The organism is Vibrio sp. Hal054, from assembly GCF_037162405.1.
Classification (GTDB): domain Bacteria; phylum Pseudomonadota; class Gammaproteobacteria; order Enterobacterales; family Vibrionaceae; genus Vibrio; species Vibrio diazotrophicus.
In genome coordinates this window covers 511025-531317 of record NZ_JARLUT010000002.1, presented here as the reverse complement: position 1 = coordinate 531317, position 20293 = coordinate 511025, and the positions used below count along the sequence as shown (strand labels likewise).

The following is a 20293-nucleotide window of genomic DNA, read 5'->3' as shown; positions in this document are numbered from 1 at the left end:
GATAAACAATCATGTCGTATAACATTCAGCGTGTTCTCATCGTTGACGATGACCCTATTCAGTGTATTACGTTGAAAATTCAGTTGCAGACATTTGGCATTGACAATGTACGTGTCGCGCAAAGTAGTAAGCAGGGTTTAGCTATCTGTGAACAACAAGAAATTGACCTTGTGTTCTGTGATTTGTCTATGCCCGGAGAAGATGGTTTAACGTTTTTAAATGCGCTTAAAAAGCAAAACTTCCAAGGTAAATTATGTTTACTGAGCGGCCATGACAAAAGCATCATCGCATTGGCTGAAATGATGTGTCGCCAACTTGGGTTTGGCATGGTTTCATCACAGATGAAACCAATATCGAACACAGATTTAGCCTCCGTACTTCATTCAGCCATTGAAGCGGTGCCAAGCCCTAAGGTGAGTGACAAAGTCATTGAGTTCTTACGTTCAGATCTGGATTCAGCTTTTGACTCACATAGACTGGTTAATTTTTATCAACCACAGTGTCGTTTTGCTAATGACACTCAAAGCGGAAATGAAGTTCTGATTCGTTGGGACCATCCTCAGTATGGTTATATCAGTCCAATGGCTTTTTTGCCGATCATCGATAAAGAGCAATGGCATGTACGTTTGTTTTTCTACGTATTGGAACAAGCGTTGGAAGACCACCGCAGTGGAAAGCTGTCAGGATCTATTTCAGTGAATGCGGCCTTGGCCAATTTCGGGGACTCAAACTTTGCTTTTCAGGTATTGGAGTGCTGTGAACGTTATGACTTTTCTCCTCAAAACCTGATTATCGAAATGACGGAAATGGAAGTGTACAAACACAATCCAACCATGTTTGAAAATTTTGCTCGCTTACGTCTTAACGATGTTGAGCTGGCTATTGACGATTTCGGCGCGGGATACTCTTCGCTAATAAAACTAGCGGATTTGCCTTTCACCGAAATGAAAATCGACAGGGCGCTTATTACGTCCTGCCATCGCGATAAAAGGAAAAACGCGATTCTTTCTCTGGTTGTTTCAATGGCGAAGCAGCTAGATATGCGTCTTGTCGCTGAGGGAGTCGAAGACAATGAAACTTGGGCGCATTTACAGAGTATGGGGATAGATCTCTGTCAAGGTTACTTCACTGGCAGACCCCAACCAATTGAATATAAATTAATGGCTTAACGAGGCTAACTGTAATGATTCAAACAAATACTTCTTTAACTTGTCTTGTTGTCGACGATCACCCACTAGTATGTGCTGCAATTAAACAACTTTTGGATAAAGGTGGACGATTCGAAACTATCATCGTTGAACAAGATCCAATTAAGGCACAAAAACTGATTCAAAAAGAGCATATTGACTTTCTTATCTTAGACGTCAACTTAGTGAAGTCGGACGGTTTTGAGTTGCTTCGCCGTATCAAATCTCATGGTTTTACAGGGAAATCTTTGTTTATATCAGCAAACGATAGCCGACTCTATTCAGAAACAGCGTACAAGCTGGGGGCAGATGGTTATGTATGTAAATCCGAAGATTTAAATATTCTTAACGATGCTGTGGAATGTATTCTAAACGGCTATAGTTTTTACAAACTGATGAAAGATAGTGGTTCGAATGACGTACAGTTGTCTAAACAAGAACTTGTGGTATTTACTTATCTTGTAGATGGCAAATGTAACAAAGAGATAGCGAGCATTCTTTCTCTTAGTCCTAAAACAATCAGTACGTATAAATCTCGTATACTGGAGAAGTACAACGTTAAATCGATTGTTGAGTTAATGAGCATTAACAAAAACATTATCTAAATTCACCTCACAGAATATGGCGATGAAAACAAACAAAAACATCAAAGAAATTGTGCTGACCAGTTTTATGCTCAGTTTGATCCTTTACGTGATCTCTATGGTTTTTTATGTGGATTCGCATATTAATGAACGTGAATTGGAATTTGAAAAATTTTCCAAAACAATGGCGCAGTACAACCAAGTACTCTTTTTCACCAGCAAAATTCTTGAAAGTGAAGTGAGTAAGTACGACGCCATTGAAAAGGAAAATCAAACGTTACTAGACAATCAAGATAGCCGTCTTCAGCACCTAAATGACAAAGATGAACTATCGAACATTGATATTGTGATTGAAAGTGAGTTTCATCAGTTGGTTGATGAAATGCCGACTATCCTACCTGAAGAGGATGTGATGTATTACCGTTCTTACATCAGTTCTCTAACGTCAGTTGATAAGAAGGATGCAGACATTGAAATTGAACAATGCTTAGCTCAACGTAATTGCGCGTTGGAAGCATCGGATAGACGATTGTTAGACCGGATACTAATATCAGACCCTTATCGCAATGAAGAGGGGAAAGTGTTTATCACCGTATCTAGCCCTATTTATTTTAAAGACGGCATCATTGGTGATGTGAATATTGATATATACATGTCGCGTTTTGACGGTGCTTCGGATGTCCATGTCGATAAGAAAGTCATCAACGGTGTAACCTTCTATGAATTTATTTATGGAAACGATGCGACAGATGGAAAATTTGCCTACACCATCGATTTTGTAGCCGACAACTCAACAGTATATGTATACAAGGTTCCAGTGTTATCCATTGTCTATAGTACCTTTGTCTTTTTCTTCATTATTTGGTTAGTCAGTGGGTTTATTTTATTCCGTTTTAAAGAACTGCATCTAAACAAAATTGAACTTAGTGAGGCGCAGAGTAATATTGTGCAAGATCAGATGACGGGTCTCCTGAACCGAAATGTTCTTGAAAACGAAGACTTCAAAAACGCCATCAAGGAAAAGAGTGCGAGCATTCTTGCTATTGATGGTAATAAGCTCAAAGCTATTAATGATACCTACGGACACCATGTTGGCGATGAAGCGATCAAGCAAATTGCTAATGCGATGAAAGAAGTATTCCGCGATACGGACTACTTAATTCGTTCTGGTGGCGATGAGTTTCTTGCAGTACTCCCCGGTTGTAAACAAGACAATGCAACAAGACTGGCAGAGCGTCTAAAAGAGTGTGTAGGCGAAACGACCTTCTCTCCTTATGCACTAAGCGTTGGTGTCTCCGTAGGCGTTGTTGAAATGATGGAGAATGAACCTGTAGAGTCTGCTATTCGTCGTGCTGACGAAAATTTGTATAAAGATAAACAAGCGTAATCCTGTTCTTTGTTGGATTCGCTAATCCTCTTTAACAGTGATAGATTGGTGGCTAAAAGAAAATTGAATTAGCAAAACAAGCATTTAGTCGCTGTTTTGCAAATATGTGGTAGAGAATCGGATTCGTTATGCCAAATAATTTAGATTACAACTTACTGCAAACATTTGTTTTATTGTACAAACACAGAAACTTAAAGTTGGTTGGCCGCTCTCTTGGGGTAACGGAAAGTGCGGTGAGTAAGCATTTGTCCAAACTGCGTGAGCAGCTCGACGATCCTCTCTTTGTTCGAGACAGTCAAGGTCTTGAACCTACTGCTTTTACCGAAGAAGTGGTTCCAAGTATCATCGACGGAATTAACACCATTCAGTCGGCACTTGCAAAAAACACCATAGATTGTGCCAATTATGACGGTGAAATTACTATTGCTATCATTCCCGTGATGCACATCCAGTTTGGCGCACAGTTGCTGATGGAGTTGAAAGCAACATTCCCTTTAGCATCCATATCCTTACTGACTTATGACAACCATACCACTCAAGACATAGCCAATGGCAATGTTGATTTGGGTGTTAATTACTTTAACCCTACATTAAACAAATCGATGTATCAGGGACGCATAAAAACGTTAAGACATGGTGTTATTCTGCCTTCTCGAATGGCTGATTTGAGCGATGAAGAAGTATTAGACTTACCTTTTGTTGGAATGGCGGCGCGTGGTCGACATGACATCAAAATTCTTCTGCAAGAGATTACAGCATTGGCCGGGCATGACCTTAACGTGTATGCCTATGTCGATAACTTCATTTGTATGCTGGACGCAATTGATGAAGTGGGTGGTTTTTCGATGAGTCAGTTGTTTGATGTAACGGATGATAGATTCTGTTTCCGTGTTCTTCCGGAGGTATACCAAAAGATAGATAATTATTCGCTGGTAGCTGTGATGAAGGCGAGTAACAGAAGCAATCCCTTGCACATGTTGCTTTCAGATATTGTTAAAAAGAAAATTGAACAATTTTCTGTCCCTTAAGCAGATTCTTTCAACTGTACGAGCTCTATGATTGAATCGACATTACATTTGTTCAAAATGCGGCTTTTGTAGGTACTTACCGTCTTTGTACTGATTGATAGCAATTCAGAAATACGTTTGTTGGTGAAACCTTTTACAAGGTAGTTATATACAATCGTTTCACGCTTTGATAACGCAGAAAACTCGTTGTCACTGTTGTGTTTGAAGACGTTGTAGCCACGTAGAACACTAGAAATAGCATCTTGGATGATCTCTGTACTTTCCGTTTTTAGAACGTAGCCGTTAGCACCCATTTTTTTAGCCGCATTGGAATACATGCTGTGTTCATTGCTTGAGACAAACAATATTTTACCTGCAAATTGTTTTGCTCTCATGCGGCGTAGGAAATCTAGTCCATCAAACCCCACCAACTGAATATCCAGAATAATTAAGCTAATATCATGTTGTCTTAATGCTGACGCTGCAGTAAAAGCATCGCTGGCTAACAGTACTTTATCGAAGCCATTGTTTGTAAGAAGCATCTGTTGCATTGCTTGTTGTACCATTGGGAAACTGTCGATAATCAGTGCAGTTTTTGTATTCGTTGTCATGTTGTGTACCCTCGGTTAATTCGTTAAGTTCTAACTCTTGGAACTACTATAGGGTTTTTCTTACAGAAGGTGTGGAAAAGGGAAGTTTCCAAGTAGGAAAGTGAGAGTTTTGTAGGTGGAATTATTCTCCGGTGTAATATTGAATAATCTTCGCTATCTCTCCTGAGTTTTGAAGCTCAATAAGTGCAGCATCAAACTCTCTGACAAATTTCTCTTTATATGGATATCTCTCTTCATGGACATTGGTATAAGCCATATATCCCGATTCGGTATTAATATGCATGGCAAGGCTAAAGGTCAGAGGTTTTTCCAATACTTCTTCTTCAAGTAAGCGTTTTGTCTCCCAAAGAATAGAAATATAGTCATTTACATAACAATCAATTCGGCGGCTTCTAAGTTTAATAATATTGAGCTGATTTCCTTTTGCTTCTGAGATAGAGAGTTTGCCATTGTCTGATGCTTGCCAGAATTCAGGTCCACCAATATTGAATCCTGAGTTTATGCCAATCGTTAGACCATAAAAGTCTTCAGGCCAGATTTTTCGGCTGCTTTGCTTAATCACGTCATTGTTGCAAAAAATCACCACATCTTCATCGAGCATGGGGTGAGAATAGGGGGAAATGAAGCTACGACTTTCTGGGTGAAAATAAGGAGGCATTAAAGCGAAGCTACGCCCTGATTCAATAAGCTTCAGTCCTCGTTTCCAAGGCACAGGACGAATAGAGATATCGAAATCTACCAGTTTCTCATCTATGGCGTGAACGATATCCGGGTAAATACCAACGGCTTCACCATCTTCAGCATAGGTATAAGGTGGATAGGACTCATCGGTCAGTATTTCAACAGAGATTGTTTCCCCATAACACCAAGGCATGTATGTCAATCCGCTTAACATGGCTACCCAAACTTTGCGCATCAATCTTCGTCCTTTTTTATACGCTTACTTTTAGTTTAGTTTTATAAATGAGTTTCGGTTTATAAACAAAGCGTAAAACGCTAAACTGCAGAAAAATTTTATGGGTATGTGAAATGAACGAATTTGAGTCCGATTTCCATGATGAAGAAGAAATCGAGATAGAGGCTATTGGCGTAGAAGTCGATAATCAACCCATTGAACTTTATAAGGTTCTAAAAATTGCTGACGTGGTCAGTGGCGGTGGTGAAGCAAAGTACGCGATTACGGAAGGTTATGTCGCTGTTAATGGTGAAGTTGAACTTCGCAAGCGCCGGAAATTGTACGATGGTGATCTAATCGAATTCAACCAAGAGTTTTACTTGGTTATTTGTGATGCCCCTGTAACAGAAGACGTGGTTGAAGAAGTAAAAGCTAAGCCGACAAAACCACAAGCCGAGAAAGCAAAGAATAAGAAACAGGAAAAGAAAAAACCTGCGCCAGCTAAGGCCAATAACAAGGCTAACAGCAAGGCGAATAAGAAGTCTGATTCAAATACGAAATCTAAGCCAAGGCCAGTAGAAGTTGAGCCTGAGAAAGAAGAAAAGATAGGCGGTAGGGGAGCTATCAAGTTTTTCTAAAGCTAAGTTTGACAATGGGGAGCATAGGCTCCCCATTTTTTAACTCCAGTCGTCGTCATCGAGGAAAGCTCTGCCTTCCAAGGCGTAGGGATCTTCATCGAAAGGGTGTTCGGCTTTACCTCGCAATTTTTCTAGCTGCGCTTCAAGCATATTGACCGTTTCGTAGTCTCCTTCTGAGCAAGCGATATAAATTTGTTGCTCAAGTGCATCAATGCTTTCACGAATGTTCATTTAGCACCTCCTAATTGACGGTGAATGACACGAGATCGTTTCTCACCACAATTGTAGACCACATATGATTATTTCGTAGAGTGTTGGAGGTCTTCAAGTATTCAGGTTATGAATTCTTCAAGCTAGACAGATAAAACGCGCAGTCTCAAAAATGAAAATATAAAATAAATTCATTAAGTTATGTAAGGTTTTTGTCAATATTCCCCTCGGACATTTCCTAATAAGCAATTGATTGACTACACTTAATTTTTATCCAACTCAGTGGTGATCTTGATGAAAAGTAAAGCAATTAAAATAGCAGTGGTAACAGCATTAGGCGTAAGTTCTTTAACTGGCTGTATGGGTCAAATGGCAACCACAGGTTTGGTTGGCAAATTCAACTTAGAAGTCGTGGATAACCGTTACGCTCGTGAAGGTATGTTCTTACTTCTATCGCCAGTTTACGCAATCGCATCATTTGCTGACTTATTTATTTTTAACGCGGTAGAATTCTGGACAGGTACAAACCCACTATCAGGCAAATCACCTGCAGTGGTTGATACTCCAGCTGATGCTATGTTGAAAGTGAATGACAATCTAGACTCTTCAATGACAGAAGTTCCTCTTTCGAACAATGTCGATGTTAAGTCAGCAACAATGCAACAAATCGATGAGAACACCATGCAAATGGATATTTCTTATCTAGATGGTTCTCACAAAGTTTTACGTGGTGAGAAAGGGGAAGACAGCGTAGCGTTTTATTTGAACGATGAATATATTACAACCGTTTCTAATGAAGAACTGGTTAACTATGTTCAGACTTCAAAAATCTAAACTTACAAGTATCTAACTTAAGCCTCCCAATGGGAGGCTTTTTACGCTTAAAGCACTTTAAAAAAATGCATGTAGATGCAAATCTAACCGCTTTAACTTCAATTGCTTACTTAATATGCAAATGAACGAGTTTTTATAAAAAAACGGTTTCATTTTTTCTACTCTGTGGCATAGTAGCAACGTCCTTTCGATGCGCGCGTATCGTATAATGGTAATACCTTAGCCTTCCAAGCTAAAGCTGCGAGTTCGATTCTCGCTACGCGCTCCAAATCTCTACTATAAGATTAACCATCCCAACAAATTCATAGAACTGCGCTTTATTGCGTGCTTTGCAGTCTCAATTTTTCCATCTTGCTATGCTTTAAAACAGCCATGTTTTTAAACAAATTAGCTCTGTTCATTGATTGGCATTGACGGCTGTTTTACGTCTTTTCGAGGTTTGACAAAACTGCCAATGACAAATGCACACAGCCCCGTGATCATCGTAGGGACTATGGGGTGAATGCCCGCTATATCTGGCTTGACCAAAATTAAACTAATGTAAACACCAAGCCCAATGACCATCGAAGATAACGCGCCGATTGCAGATGCTTTCGACCAATATAGTCCGAATACCAAAGGCCATAAGAAAACGGCTTGTAAACCACCAAGAGCAACCAGATTTAGCCAGATAATCATGTCTGGCGGATTAGTTGCTGCGACAAAGACTAAGCTGGCGAAGATGCCTGTAGTCCACAAGGAAATTCGACTTAGCTTGTGGTCGGCATTATTTTCTTTAACGATTTGAGGATTGATGTAGTTGATATAGAGATCCTTAAGCAGCGTTGACGAAGCCTGTATCAACTGTGAATCAATGGTCGACATAATGGCTGCCATTGGACCTGCAAGGAAAACGCCAGCAAGCATTGGAGGAAGAACGGTCATCATAAGCGTTGGCATAATTTGGTCAGGACTGGCGACCTCTGGCACTAATGCTCGCCCTAAAGCACCGGTCAGGTGAGTTCCAAACATCAATAATGCAATCATGATAGTGCTAATCACCATACCTTTGTGCAGTGAAGCGCTGTCTTTGTAAGACATACATCTTACAGCTGCTTGAGGTAGCCCGATAACACCAAAACAGACGAGAATCCAAAAGCTCAAAATAAATGGTTGGCTAAGGAAATGATTTGACCCATATGGTGAGACCAGTGCCGGATCGATAGTGTGAAGCTGTGTAACCAGACTTTCGAGACTTCCTCCGGCGTGAATGACACCAGCCAGAAGAATGACAGTACCAATAACCATCATTACCCCTTGAATGGTGTCAGTCATAACCACGGCTCGGAAACCACCGATAGTGGTGTATATTCCGACTGTACATGCAAATATCAGCAACCCATTCTGATAGCTAATCCCTAAAACTGTTTGCAGAAGTCTAGCCCCGCCAACAAATTGCACCACCATAGTCCCAAAGAAAGCCAGAAGCAGCGCTAGTGAAGAGAAAATCACTACTTTTCGACTTTTATAGCGGGCATAAAGCATGTCATTTATTGTGAGTGCGTTGTGGCGTCTTGCTTCTATTGCGAATTTCTTTCCGAGTACGCCTAAAGTAAGCCAAGTGGCGGGCAATTGAATCATAGCCAGCAGTACCCAACCAAGCCCCATTTTATACGCAGCTCCAGGCCCCCCGATAAAGCTGCTAGCACTGGCATAGGTTGCAGCAAGGGTCATGGCGAGAACAAATCCCCCCATGCTTCGACTGCCAACAAAATATTCAGTAAGAAAATTTCCAGCCTTTTGATAACGCTGAGTCAGGAAAGCCAATGCAAAAACGGCGATCAGATAAATGAACAAAGGGATAATAAGCTGACTATTCATGTTGGTCATCGCCATAGCTGTTGAGGTCAACATCCTTATAAAGGTATTTAACCATTAGTGCACAGAGCGCGGTGAAAATGAGTGGCCCCAAAACGCAGGACAACAGAAACCATAACGGTATACCCCAATAGAGTTGAGGCAGTTGTTGTTCACCTTGTGGAGCTGAAAAAATGTAGGCGCTACAGTACCACCAGATGAAATAACCGAAAGCGAGAAGTATTGCCCATAAGGCTTCTCGTTTGGCTTGGCGATCTAAAGCTGAATGACTTTGCTTATCTGATTTCATAACTCACAGTTTAGCCAATCTATTGTTGTAGGCTATCTACTCTAAAAACGATTTTGCAGAAGAGTATTGGCAAGGAAAGGCAATGTAAACTGATTTAACCTATTTAAGTGAGTCTATAGCTCTGTGGAGGAATGTTTGTGCAAGACTGTCTCTTTTCACTTCACGAACAGCCTCAGCGAATGTAAACCATGCAGCATGATCAATTTCATGGTTAGTACCGGACAGATTTTCAGAATTGACTGTACAAAGGTAGTTACACATCAGTGTGTTTGAGCCTTTATGGTACTCACTACTCATGAAGCGGTAGCTTTGGACTGATAACCCCAATTCTTCTTGGATTTCTCTGATTAGGGTTGTTTCAAGGTCGTCTCCCTGAGCGACATATCCGGCAATCAGAATATTGTCTTTACGGCCATACTGCTGTATCAGCACTATTTTAGTTTGATCAGGGTTCAAAATGATAGCGCTGATTGCAGTGCTAAATGCTGGGAAACGGTATTGATTACAGTGGTCACAAAAAGGAACGATTCCTTCATTGGTGCAGTCTTTCTCAGTAAGCAAATGACCGCAGTCTTTGCAAAATTTCTCTTTCATAGTTTTGTGTCTTTTTGACGACCGGATAAGCCTATTTTAATGAAGATGGTTAAAGAGGATAGATACAGACGTTAACGCTTAGGGCATAACAGAAAAGGATTAGTACTGTTATAAAAATGGTATGTGACTATGTCTAAGGTGATAAGACAACTTAAAGTGCGCGTCTAAAATACTTATTCCCGAACTTTTATGATTTTTCCCCTTATAGCGTTAAGTGATGATTTTAAAAAATCCATTCTTTAGTTAGTAAAGTCGGTAGATGAAATGACTACATTTAATAGGGATATTATTATTTATTTAGGTTTAACCAGTTGTTTTTATATTTAAATAGCTTGGGATAACTGGGTGTTTTTGGGCATCTATCAAATCGATATATCAACGGGTTGTCTTTTTATGCGTGATCTAAGGCTCAATCGTGAAATATAAAAACTCGATTAAGAAAAAAGGTAATTGGCGGAAAAATTTAACATGGCAAGAATGATTGTTAATGTTAGAAATCATATTGGGATTAAGAATGTCTTCAGTAACCTTTAAGAATGTGAACAAGGTTTATTCTGGCGATACGCATATCGTCAAGGATATTAACTTGGAAATTGCGAGCGGTGAATTTGTTGTGTTTTTAGGCCCTTCGGGCTGCGGGAAATCGACCACTCTACGTATGCTATCTGGTCTGGAGGATATCAGCTCCGGCGAGATTCTCATTGATGGTGCCGTGGTCAATGACCTTAATCCAAAAGAACGCAATATTGCGATGGTATTCCAGAGCTACGCTCTTTACCCACACATGACCGTTGCTGAAAACATCGGCTTCTCATTAAAAATGGAAGGCAAAAAGAAGGCTGAGATTGAGAAAGAGGTCAATCGCGTTGCTGAAATGCTCCAGCTTACTCCGTTGCTAAAGCGTAAACCGAGAGCGCTTTCTGGTGGTCAGCGCCAGCGAGTAGCTATGGGTCGAGCTATGGTTCGTACGCCTAAAGTGTTCTTGTTTGATGAACCGTTATCAAACTTGGACGCTAAATTACGAAATTCAATGCGTAGAGAAATCAAGAGCTTGCATAACAAGTATTCAAAAACAACTGTGTATGTTACCCATGATCAAGTTGAAGCAATGACACTTGCAGACCGAGTGGTTATTCTGCGCGATGGTGAAATTGAGCAGGTTGGCACACCTTACGAGGTTTACCACAAACCCGCGAGTCAATTCGTTGCGAGTTTCATTGGAACTCCTACGATGAACATGATGGAAGGTAAGTTGCAACGTGATTCGAATAGCTGGCATGTTGTATTGGGTGATCAAAAAGTCGATTTGGGTAAGTCTTTCGACGAGGCTATGGATGGAGAAAACGTAACTTTGGGCATTCGTCCAACGGATATTCATGCCAACCAAAGTGAAGGCAGTATCGCTCTGAATGTTTCTGTAGTGAACAGTGAATTACTTGGCAGTACACAACAAATTAATGCAGCAATGGCACAGCAGAAATTAATTGCAGAAGTTGAAGCGGATTTTGATTTGGATGGAAAGACGTCAATGAACTTATTTTTTGATCCAAACCGATGCCATGTCTTTAACCAATCAGGTCATATTATCTAAGTGAAAAAGTTGCCTAAGGTTTAAAATCTTTGGCAACTTTACTTATATTCAAGAGGTACGTATGGAGTTATTACTACTTATCGATACCATGATTCACTACGATCGAGAGCTATTGAAAGGAGTAAAGTCTAAGCTCGATGAATTAAATATGAATATCAATATTCATATAGATGCAATAGAAAATGCGACCTATTTGTTATCGAGAAAATGGCACTACGTGATTGCTGACTTTGATAAGTGTGGTTGTGAGGAGTTTATTTCTCAATTGTCAGGTAAGAAGCTCATTTTCTCTAATGCTGAAGTGACCAACCCGCCAGACGGAATATTGTGTATTTACAATGACAACCAGTATGTTGCGGATATCGCATTAGGTCACTTTATCAATGATGGAATTCGCAATGTTTCTGTCTATTCTGATTTAAGCGATTATTACCAGCCATGGGCTATGGAGAGAAAAAATAGCTTCTCATCACTCGCTTTAAAACTAGGGTGTTGTTATTACTCTAATGCCCTCGAAGCCATTACAACCTCAGAGAATAGAGTTGGTGTATTTTGCACCACAGATCGTTCGGCCAGAAAATTTATACGTTACTGTATAGAAAATAATATTCCAGTACCGGATAAAGTATCAATTATTGGAACGGATTATGATGAATTAGAGCGAGATATTTCACCAATTCCAATCAGTTCGATAGATCTAAATCCTAAGCAATTAGGCAGAGAGTGTATTGAACTTCTGCTAAATCCCCGCCCTTCATGTAAACGGTTAATATACAAAGCCAAGCAGCTTTATGTCGACAGTTCGGCTAAGTCAGCGATTGAGTCGGATAGTGTGGTCAATAACGCTTTGGTCTATATTCATAAGCATTACAGTCGCAATATACGTGTTATGCAAATATCTGATTATTGTAAGGTTTCTAGAAAAACGTTAGACAATAAATTCCTTGGGCTGAAAGGTGAGACTGTCCATCAGTACCTGTCAAATCTACGCTTAGATAAGTCAAAACAGCTACTCAAGGAGACCTCTATGTCGGTAGACAGTATAGCGAGGCAATGTGGCTACTTAGGACAAAATTACCTTAATCAACTTTACCGAAAAAGCTTTGGCTATACACCGCTAGAGTATCGAAAAAGCTCATCGAATTAAGGGGCAATAAAATTCAAAAAAACCAAGTATTATTACTTGGTTTTTTTATGTGATGCACGCCATAAATAGCTGATGATTTTTAAGAAAAAACCATGAAACAGTTTCGTAGAATAACTTAACTGAAGACATTAATCACAAATAGAAAATATCGTAATTACAAACTCAAATATTGGTAATTGTGACTATTGGTGACCTGAATAATATGTTGTTAAGAAAGTTATTAATTACATATTTTGGTGGGGACATGGCATCAGTTCAATTTCGCAACTTGATAAAGAACTATGGTGATACAGAGGTTGTTAAAGGTATCAATCTTAATATTCAACATGGTGAGTTTATTGTCTTATTGGGACCATCAGGCTGTGGCAAGTCAACAACGCTGCGCATGTTGGCTGGCCTAGAGGATATAACAGACGGCGAGATCTGCATTGAAAATGAAGTCGTCAATGAACTTCACCCGATTGAGCGCAATATCGCAATGGTATTCCAGAGTTATGCCCTTTACCCACATATGACAGTGGAAGAGAACATGGCTTTCGCGCTCGAAAACTTGGGTTTCGATAAAGTAAAACGTAAGCGCATGGTTGAAGAAATCGCTGAAGTTTTGGAGCTTACGCCATTGTTGTCTCGCAAACCTAAAGAACTTTCAGGCGGTCAACGTCAGCGTGTTGCGATGGGGCGAGCCATGGTTCGAAGCCCAGACGTATTCTTATTTGACGAACCACTCTCTAACCTAGACGCAAAGCTTCGTGGTCAGATGCGTTCAGAGATCAAACTGCTGCACGAACGTACAAAAACCACTGTGGTCTATGTCACTCATGACCAAATCGAAGCCATGACTCTCGCGGACCGTATTGCGATTCTGAACAACGGTGTTATCGAACAGATCGGTTCGCCAAAAGAAATCTATAACCATCCAAATAGTAAATTTGTTGCCAAGTTCATCGGTACTCCTGAGATGAACATATTGGAAAACCTTGGAGACGCGGTTAAGCCATTTATTTTCCAATCAACGATCGATCGTGTAGGTGACGTTAAACCTTTATCTGTCGGTATCCGTGCTCAAGATTTCCATCTGAATCCACTAAACATTGAGGCTGAAAACCTTGCTTCTATTAGCGTTCAACTGAGACAGGTTGAGTTAATGGGAGCGGTGAAGCATATCGAATGTTCATTTGGCAATAAGAGGATCATTGCGGAAGTCCCTTACACCGACGACAAGATTCACGACAAATTTGAACTCTATTTCGATAAAAACAAGGTTCATGTGTTTGATAAAAACGACAAGGTCATAATCCAATAAGGAAAAATCATGAAAAAGAACATCATTGCTTCTGCTATCGCAGCTTCCGTGTTTTCGGTGTCAGTGTTTGCTGCACCTACTGAGATTACGGTTGCTTCATTCCCCAATTTCAACCAAGTGGCAGAAATTGCGGTGCCAATGTTTGAGAAAAAATACCCTGATATCAAGGTTAAGGTTGTTACTCTCGCGTATGCCGACCATCACAATGCGATGACAACGGCACTTGCAACAGGCGCGAACCTTCCAGATGTTATGGGAATCGAATACAGCTATGTGGGTCAGTTTATTGAGAGCGGCGGTCTGGATAATATGTCGCCTTATGGTGCCGGTGCATTTACCGATAAATTGGTACCTTACTCTGTTGCGCAAGCAACCAATTCTGACGGTGTTCTTTCAGCAATTCCTGCAGACATCGGTCCGGGTGCAACCTTTTATCGTAAAGACATTTTAGATGCGGCTGGTGTTACAGAAGAAGAGTTATTAAAAGATTGGGATTCGTTTATCAAGGCGGGTATTAAGATCAAAGAGAAAACGGGTAACTACCTGATCGCAAATGCGGTGGATATTAAAGATATTGTTATTCGTTCAAACCTTAAAGAAGGCGAAGGCATCTACTTCGATAAAGACCAAAATATCCTTGTTAACTCTGAACGTTTTAAAGAAGCGTTTCGTTTAGCTAAGAAGGCGCGTGATGCGGGTATCGACGCGAAAGTGGCTGCTTGGTCAAACGAATGGACGGAAAGTCTACGTCGCGGAACGGTATCTGTTCAAATGATGGGGGCTTGGTTAGGTGGTCACCTACAAGGTTGGATTGCTCCAGATGCGACAGGATTATGGCGTACTTCTCAACTTCCAGACGGTGCTATGGCGAGCTGGGGTGGTTCATTCTACGCCATTCCTAAAAAAGCAGAGCACAAAGCAGAAGCCTGGAAGTTCATCGAATTTATGGCGACAGACAAAGAAATTCAGCTAGCGGGCTTTAAAGAAATCAATGCGTTCCCAGTGCTTATTTCGACTCATAACGACGACTTCTTTAATCAAGAAATCGCTTACTTGGGTGGACAAAAAGCTCGTCTGAACTGGCGTGAAACAACCAAACACATCCCAGCATTGACTGTTGACCGCTACGACGAAGTTGCTCGTCAGGTGGTGAATGACGCTCTAGAAAAAGTGCTAGAGAAAGATGCAAACATTGACCAAGTGCTGGCCGATGCAGAGAAACAAATTAAACGTCGTGCTCGTCGTCGTTAATTAATCGTTAGTACCGGGGTCACATCGGTGGCCCCTTGTCATGTAGCAATTTTGGAAATAGTCCTATGACAACAATGACACGTCCCCTTAATGCCGCCAGACGCAAAAACTTCTGGCTAAGAAAAGGAAATAAGATCGCTCCTTATCTTTATGTCAGCCCTTTCTTTATCATTTTCGGAGCATTCGGTTTATTCCCACTTCTGTTCTCTTTATACCTGTCCTTCCATTATTGGGAGCCTGCTGCAGGATTGGCATCAATGGAATGGGTCGGAGTAGAGAACTATGTTTTCGCACTTGAAGATGAATGGTTCCAATCGTCCATTTACAACACCTTTATTATTGCGCTGAAATCCGGTATTCCTCAGCATGCAGTAGCACTGCCGCTCGCATACTTTATTCATACTAGCTTTACGCGTATGAGAAATACGGTGATTGGTATCTACTTCGTTCCGTATATTACTTCTACCGTTGCGATCTCTCTTGTATTCACTACGTTGTTTTCTCGTGACTACGGCATGATTAACCAAATTCTTACGTCTTTGGGAAATTTCACTATTGCGGACATTAAAGTTCTGGCGTGGCTCTTCCCAACTGAGAATGTTGACTGGTCTCGCCCTGCGTATACCAAAGACATGATCTCGTTTGTTGTTTTCTGGCGCTTTGTTGGCTGGAACACGGTGCTTTACCTTTCTGCGTTACAAACGATCCCGAAAGATCTTTATGAAGCGGCAACTATCGATGGCGCAAACCGTTACCAGCAGTTCTGGCACATCACACTTCCAATGCTGAAACCAATGGCATTCTTCGCAGTCACGCTCACCATCATTGGTAACCTTCAACTGTTTGAAGAACCGTTCATTATTACAGGCGGTACTGGTGGTATAGAGCAAGCGGGTAAAACTGCGGCGATGCACATGTATATAACGGCATTCGTTGAAAGTGACTTTGGTACTGCGTCCGCTATCTCTTGGATTCTATTTATGATCATCGCGTGTTTAACATGGCTGAATAGCAAACTATTAGGTGGGAGAAACGACTAATGAAATCAATGGGAAAGGATAAGCTGATCGCTTATATCACCGTGTTTATCGGTGCGATTATCATGCTAGCACCGTTTTACTTTATGTTTATTTTCTCGTCGCATTCCAACACCGGCATTCTATCTGTGCCGCCACCGATTACCTTTGGTGATTACTTGGTGACGAACTTCAACACGCTGTTAGATTTTCTGCCTTACTTTTGGCACAACCTGGCGTTGAGCTTGTTTATTGCCATCGTGGTTACGGCGCTGAACTTGCTGTTTTGTTCGCTTGCTGGTTATGCGTTCTCAATGTTTGAGTTTCGTTTTAAGAATGCGTTGTTTGTGATGATCATGGGTACTATGCTTATTCCACCGTTTCTGGGCATGATTCCGACAGCAATGGTTATGTCGCAACTAGGCTGGATGAACGATCCTAAAGCGCTGATTGTTCCTGCCGCTTGTGGAGCGATGGGTATCTTTATGATGCGTCAGTTTATTTCGAGCTCAATTCCGAAAGAGCTTGTTGAAGCAGCACGTATGGACGGATGCCGTGAGTTCAAAATCTACTACCGCATTATCGTGCCTTTGATTCTGCCAGCATTCGGTACCTTAGGTCTGATTACCTTCATCGGCACCTGGAACAACTTTATGGGACCACTGGTTGTTATGAACGATATGAAAATGTTCACCGTTCCTTTAGCACTTCGTGCGTTACAAGGAACCGGTCAGGTGCCATGGGGTGCGGTGTCAATTGGCGCAAGTATCGCTGTTCTGCCATTGCTGTTCCTATTTGTTATTGCCTCGCGTCGTTTAATCGACGGATTAACTTCTGGCGCGGTTAAGGGCTAATTTCCAAGAGCTGCTTGTATCATGATCGACCCCCGATTTAAGCAGCTCTCTTTTTATTCCACTTGATACTTCTCAAGGAAAATAGAATGAAAAAAACTATTACCACCTTGCTTGTTGCCACTTGCTCGTTCATTTCACCAATCGCTGTTCAAGCCTCTGAACTCCCAGTTATTAGTCTTAAATCACTAGCGAAACAGTCAAACATTTATGTTGGTGCAGCATTAGAAACGCGTCACCTTAAAGAGCCTGAATTTGCCAACACATTCTCCAGTCAGTTTAACCAGCTAACCCCAGAAAATGAGATGAAATGGGTGAACATTCATCCCCAGCGAGATCGCTTTAATTTTAGTAAAGGCGATGAATTGGTGGCATTTGCTCAGCAGCACAACATGCAGGTGAAAGGTCATACGCTGGTTTGGCACATTCAAAATCCTGACTGGCTAACACAAAAAGAATGGACCGCTCCAGAGCTGGAAAAAGTACTTGAGGAACACATCAAAACAGTGGTTGGTCACTATAAAGGAAAAGTGAAGTACTGGGATGTGGTGAACGAAAGCTTTAATGAAAATGGGTCATATCGCGAAACCCTTTGGTACAAGGTGCTTGGTGAGCGTTATCTGGAACTTGCATTCAAGTTTGCCCATGAAGCGGACCCAGAGGCGATTCTGTTTTATAACGACTATAACAACGAAGGGATGGGAGCCAAGTCGAATGCCATCTACGGTAAAGTCAAAAGCATGGTGGAAGAGGGCGTACCCATTCACGGTGTTGGTTTCCAACTGCATTTGATGGGCGAACATGCGCTTAGTGAGCAAGATCTTGCGCGCAACATTAATCGTCTAAAACATCTCGGTCTTAAGATTCACTTCACTGAAATCGATGTTCGTATCCGTGACAATGCTAGTCATTTCGCCCTTGATGCACAGGCGCGTATATTCGGTCGTTTGATGGATTTTGCTATTTATTATCCGGAGATTGATATGTACACCACTTGGGGTGTAACCGATAAGTACAGCTGGGTGCCAGGTTGGTTTACTGGTTATGGCCGTGCATTGATGTTTGATGAGAACTATCAAGCGAAAAATGCCTTCAAGGCGGTTTATAGTTCGTTGCTTTCTGCCTCCAAAGGTGAATTTTCTTATCAACCACCAATCAGTCAGTAAGCGAATTAAACCAGCCCGATCATTTGTTGCTGAAGCCAAAGAGCCATTGCGTAAGGATCGGCTCTTTCAAAACAGAGAAAAATAATAATGACAGAAACCTACATGAACAAAAACGCGCCGGTTGCCGAACGCGTATATGACCTTTTGAGCCGTATGACCATTGAAGAGAAAATCGGTCAGTTGACTCAACTTCCAGCGAATGTGGAAGGTAACACCGACAAACTGGAAGAGTGGCATATAGGTAGTTACCTTCATTGTACCGGTGATGCTGCAATGCGTTTGCAAGAGCGTGCAGCGAAAACCCGCCTTGGCATCCCACTTATTTTTGGTATTGATGCTATTCACGGACACTGTTTCGATAACGATGCGACCGTGTTCCCCACTCAGCTTTCCGCTTCCTCAAGCTGGGATCGTGAACTGATGAGAGAAATGGCAAAAGTGGCCGCTAAAGAGGTTCGCGCCACTGGTATTCACTGGACGTTTTCACCTGTGCTTTGTATTGGACGAGATGCGCGCTGGGGGCGTGTTAATGAAACCTATGGTGAAGATGCGTGGTTGATCGGCGAGATGGCAGCAGAGACGGTTAAAGGGTACCAAGGTGAGACTTTCGCCAGCCCGGATTCTATTCTTGCGTGTGCCAAACACTATGTCGCTTATGGCGAAACAACGGGTGGCCGAGACTCCTATGAAGCTGATGTGTCTCGTCGCAAGCTTAAATCGATTTTCCTTCCGCCATTTCGCAAAGTGGTTCAAAAGTCAAAAGTCGCTTCTCTTATGACGGGTTATCACTCCAACGACGGTTTGCCGTGTACCGCTGACAAATGGTTGCTGACGGATGTTGCGAAAACTGATTGGGGATTAGACGGCTTTATTGTAACTGACTGGGATAACGTCAAATCGCTGCACACTAAGCAGAAAGTGAGCCCGACTATTGAGGATGCGTGTTATCGCGCTTTGGTCGCGGGTAACGATATGATGATGTCGACAGCGGAGTTCTATGAAGCGGCGGTTAAGCTGGTTAAAGACGGGCAAGTGGACTTTGAAATTGTTAACAATGCTGTTTCCCGTATTCTGACGAAAAAGTTTGAGTTAGGCCTGTTCGATGAGATGCGATTCTATTCGCCAGATCGCCAAGAAATATTCGGCAATCCGCAGAACTTAGAACTGGCAATGGAAGCAAGCCTCAAGAGCATTGTGATGCTCAAAAATGATGGCATTTTGCCTTTGAAACCAACCAAAGATTTGACCGTGCTGGTAACCGGACCCAATGCCGATGATGTTATTGCGCAGCTAGGTGACTGGTCATTTGGTTCAATGCAGGCCGGTGCTACAAATGATAGTTTTCACCGTGAGCAGGCAGTGACGACGTTACAGGCGTTCCAAGCGGCGTCAAAGCAATATGGTTTCAAGGTTGAATACGTGAAAGGGGCGGACTGTATTGACGCTGAATTTGAGCAGGTCGAAGAGTTAGCCCGCGCATTAACTCAAACCGATGTGGTCATTGCTTGTGTAGGGGATACGTTAGCGCAAAATGGTGAGTTCCATGACAGAGCGAATCTGGACCTAACTGGTAAACAGCAAGCCATGTTGGAGCAGATCAAAGCTTCGGGCGTACCATTGATTGTTAACTTAGTTGCCTCTAAGCCGATGACAATCCCTTGGGTTGCAGAGAATGCGAATGCCCTGTTGTGTGGATTTAACTCAGGCACTAAGGGGGAGAGGCGGTAAAACGAGTCATACTCGGTGAGCATAATCCATCGGGCAAACTGACCATTTCCTTCCCATATCATGTGGGGCAATTACCTGTTTTCTACAACAAGTATGAGGGTTGGCATGCACAGAACTCACATACTACCGGTCATAAAGAGCGTTACA

Annotated in this window: 19 protein-coding genes, 1 tRNA gene and 1 pseudogene; 15 read left to right on the top strand and 6 right to left on the bottom strand. The window is 41.8% G+C overall.

Annotated elements, in window-relative coordinates; translation table 11 throughout:
* Nucleotides 1-11: 11 nt before the first annotated feature.
* The 4 genes from P4S58_RS18465 to P4S58_RS18450 all read left to right on the top strand — a co-directional run bounded on the left by P4S58_RS18465 (nt 12) and on the right by P4S58_RS18450 (nt 4186).
* Complete coding sequence (locus P4S58_RS18465) at nt 12-1169, top strand: EAL domain-containing response regulator (protein ID WP_237292556.1); 1158 nt, start codon at nt 12-14, stop codon at nt 1167-1169.
* A 14-nt stretch (nt 1170-1183) separates the two neighbouring features.
* Entirely contained in the window at nt 1184-1792 is a 609-nt protein-coding gene (locus tag P4S58_RS18460) for a response regulator transcription factor (RefSeq protein WP_042483226.1), read from the top strand.
* A 22-nt stretch (nt 1793-1814) separates the two neighbouring features.
* Nucleotides 1815-3158 carry a GGDEF domain-containing protein gene (locus tag P4S58_RS18455; protein ID WP_180980475.1) on the top strand — a complete coding sequence of 448 codons (1344 nt, stop codon included), beginning with the start codon at nt 1815-1817 and terminating at the stop codon, nt 3156-3158.
* A gap of 128 nt (nt 3159-3286) precedes the next feature.
* Nucleotides 3287-4186 (top strand): LysR family transcriptional regulator, encoded by a 900-nt coding sequence (locus P4S58_RS18450; RefSeq protein WP_102963684.1) that lies wholly within the window; start codon nt 3287-3289, stop codon nt 4184-4186.
* Here P4S58_RS18450 and P4S58_RS18445 read toward each other — a convergent pair.
* Nucleotides 4183-4776: a response regulator transcription factor gene (locus P4S58_RS18445; RefSeq protein ID WP_102955471.1), complete on the bottom strand. Its 594-nt coding sequence runs from the start codon at nt 4774-4776 to the stop codon at nt 4183-4185. The genes P4S58_RS18450 and P4S58_RS18445 overlap by 4 nt on opposite strands.
* 121 nt (nt 4777-4897) lie before the next feature.
* Nucleotides 4898-5692 carry a substrate-binding periplasmic protein gene (locus P4S58_RS18440; protein ID WP_443089024.1) on the bottom strand — a complete coding sequence of 265 codons (795 nt, stop codon included), beginning with the start codon at nt 5690-5692 and terminating at the stop codon, nt 4898-4900.
* 113 nt (nt 5693-5805) lie between these two features.
* Here P4S58_RS18440 and P4S58_RS18435 point away from each other — a divergent pair, with 113 nt between their 5' ends.
* Nucleotides 5806-6309: an RNA-binding S4 domain-containing protein gene (locus P4S58_RS18435; protein WP_337165115.1), complete on the top strand. Its 504-nt coding sequence runs from the start codon at nt 5806-5808 to the stop codon at nt 6307-6309.
* A 39-nt stretch (nt 6310-6348) separates the two neighbouring features.
* Here P4S58_RS18435 and P4S58_RS18430 read toward each other — a convergent pair whose 3' ends face one another.
* Entirely contained in the window at nt 6349-6540 is a 192-nt protein-coding gene (locus P4S58_RS18430; protein ID WP_042483241.1) for a hypothetical protein, read from the bottom strand.
* 273 nt (nt 6541-6813) lie between these two features.
* Here P4S58_RS18430 and P4S58_RS18425 point away from each other — a divergent pair, with 273 nt between their 5' ends.
* On the top strand, nt 6814-7353 hold the full coding sequence (locus P4S58_RS18425; protein ID WP_337165112.1) for a DUF3332 domain-containing protein: 540 nt from the start codon (nt 6814-6816) through the stop codon (nt 7351-7353).
* Nucleotides 7354-7547: 194 nt separating this feature from the next.
* Nucleotides 7548-7621: transfer RNA gene (locus tag P4S58_RS18420), tRNA-Gly, on the top strand.
* Between the two features lie 119 nt (nt 7622-7740).
* On the opposite strand, the gene panF is transcribed toward P4S58_RS18420, so the two are convergent.
* From panF to P4S58_RS18405, 3 genes are all read right to left on the bottom strand, one after another.
* The gene (gene panF / locus P4S58_RS18415) at nt 7741-9213 is read right to left on the bottom strand and encodes a sodium/pantothenate symporter (protein WP_337165110.1); all 1473 of its coding nucleotides are present in this window, start codon (nt 9211-9213) and stop codon (nt 7741-7743) included.
* Nucleotides 9206-9499: a YhdT family protein gene (locus tag P4S58_RS18410; RefSeq protein ID WP_337165108.1), complete on the bottom strand. Its 294-nt coding sequence runs from the start codon at nt 9497-9499 to the stop codon at nt 9206-9208. The genes panF and P4S58_RS18410 overlap by 8 nt, the downstream gene beginning before the upstream one ends.
* Nucleotides 9500-9598: 99 nt before the next feature.
* Nucleotides 9599-10093: an NUDIX domain-containing protein gene (locus P4S58_RS18405; protein ID WP_337165106.1), complete on the bottom strand. Its 495-nt coding sequence runs from the start codon at nt 10091-10093 to the stop codon at nt 9599-9601.
* 514 nt (nt 10094-10607) lie between these two features.
* Between P4S58_RS18405 and P4S58_RS18400 the strand changes: the two genes are divergently transcribed.
* The 8 genes and pseudogenes from P4S58_RS18400 to P4S58_RS18365 form a co-directional block, all read left to right on the top strand.
* The gene (locus P4S58_RS18400) at nt 10608-11684 is read left to right on the top strand and encodes an ABC transporter ATP-binding protein (protein ID WP_337165104.1); all 1077 of its coding nucleotides are present in this window, start codon (nt 10608-10610) and stop codon (nt 11682-11684) included.
* A 61-nt stretch (nt 11685-11745) separates the two neighbouring features.
* Nucleotides 11746-12831: an AraC family transcriptional regulator gene (locus P4S58_RS18395; RefSeq protein WP_337165103.1), complete on the top strand. Its 1086-nt coding sequence runs from the start codon at nt 11746-11748 to the stop codon at nt 12829-12831.
* 244 nt (nt 12832-13075) lie between these two features.
* The gene (locus P4S58_RS18390; protein WP_102968521.1) at nt 13076-14134 is read left to right on the top strand and encodes an ABC transporter ATP-binding protein; all 1059 of its coding nucleotides are present in this window, start codon (nt 13076-13078) and stop codon (nt 14132-14134) included.
* Nucleotides 14135-14143: 9 nt separating this feature from the next.
* Nucleotides 14144-15385, top strand: a complete 1242-nt coding sequence (locus P4S58_RS18385) for an ABC transporter substrate-binding protein (RefSeq protein WP_337165101.1) — start codon at nt 14144-14146, stop codon at nt 15383-15385.
* Between the two features lie 65 nt (nt 15386-15450).
* A complete protein-coding gene (locus P4S58_RS18380; RefSeq protein ID WP_052404579.1) occupies nt 15451-16425 on the top strand; it encodes a carbohydrate ABC transporter permease in 975 nt (324 codons plus the stop codon).
* Nucleotides 16425-17255 carry a carbohydrate ABC transporter permease gene (locus P4S58_RS18375; RefSeq protein ID WP_042483264.1) on the top strand — a complete coding sequence of 277 codons (831 nt, stop codon included), beginning with the start codon at nt 16425-16427 and terminating at the stop codon, nt 17253-17255. The genes P4S58_RS18380 and P4S58_RS18375 overlap by 1 nt, the downstream gene beginning before the upstream one ends.
* Nucleotides 17256-17341: 86 nt before the next feature.
* A complete protein-coding gene (locus P4S58_RS18370; RefSeq protein WP_337165099.1) occupies nt 17342-18418 on the top strand; it encodes an endo-1,4-beta-xylanase in 1077 nt (358 codons plus the stop codon).
* Between the two features lie 87 nt (nt 18419-18505).
* Nucleotides 18506-20283 (top strand): annotated as a pseudogene (locus P4S58_RS18365) (glycoside hydrolase family 3 protein); the annotation flags it as partial.
* Between the last annotated feature and the right edge of the window lie 10 nt (nt 20284-20293).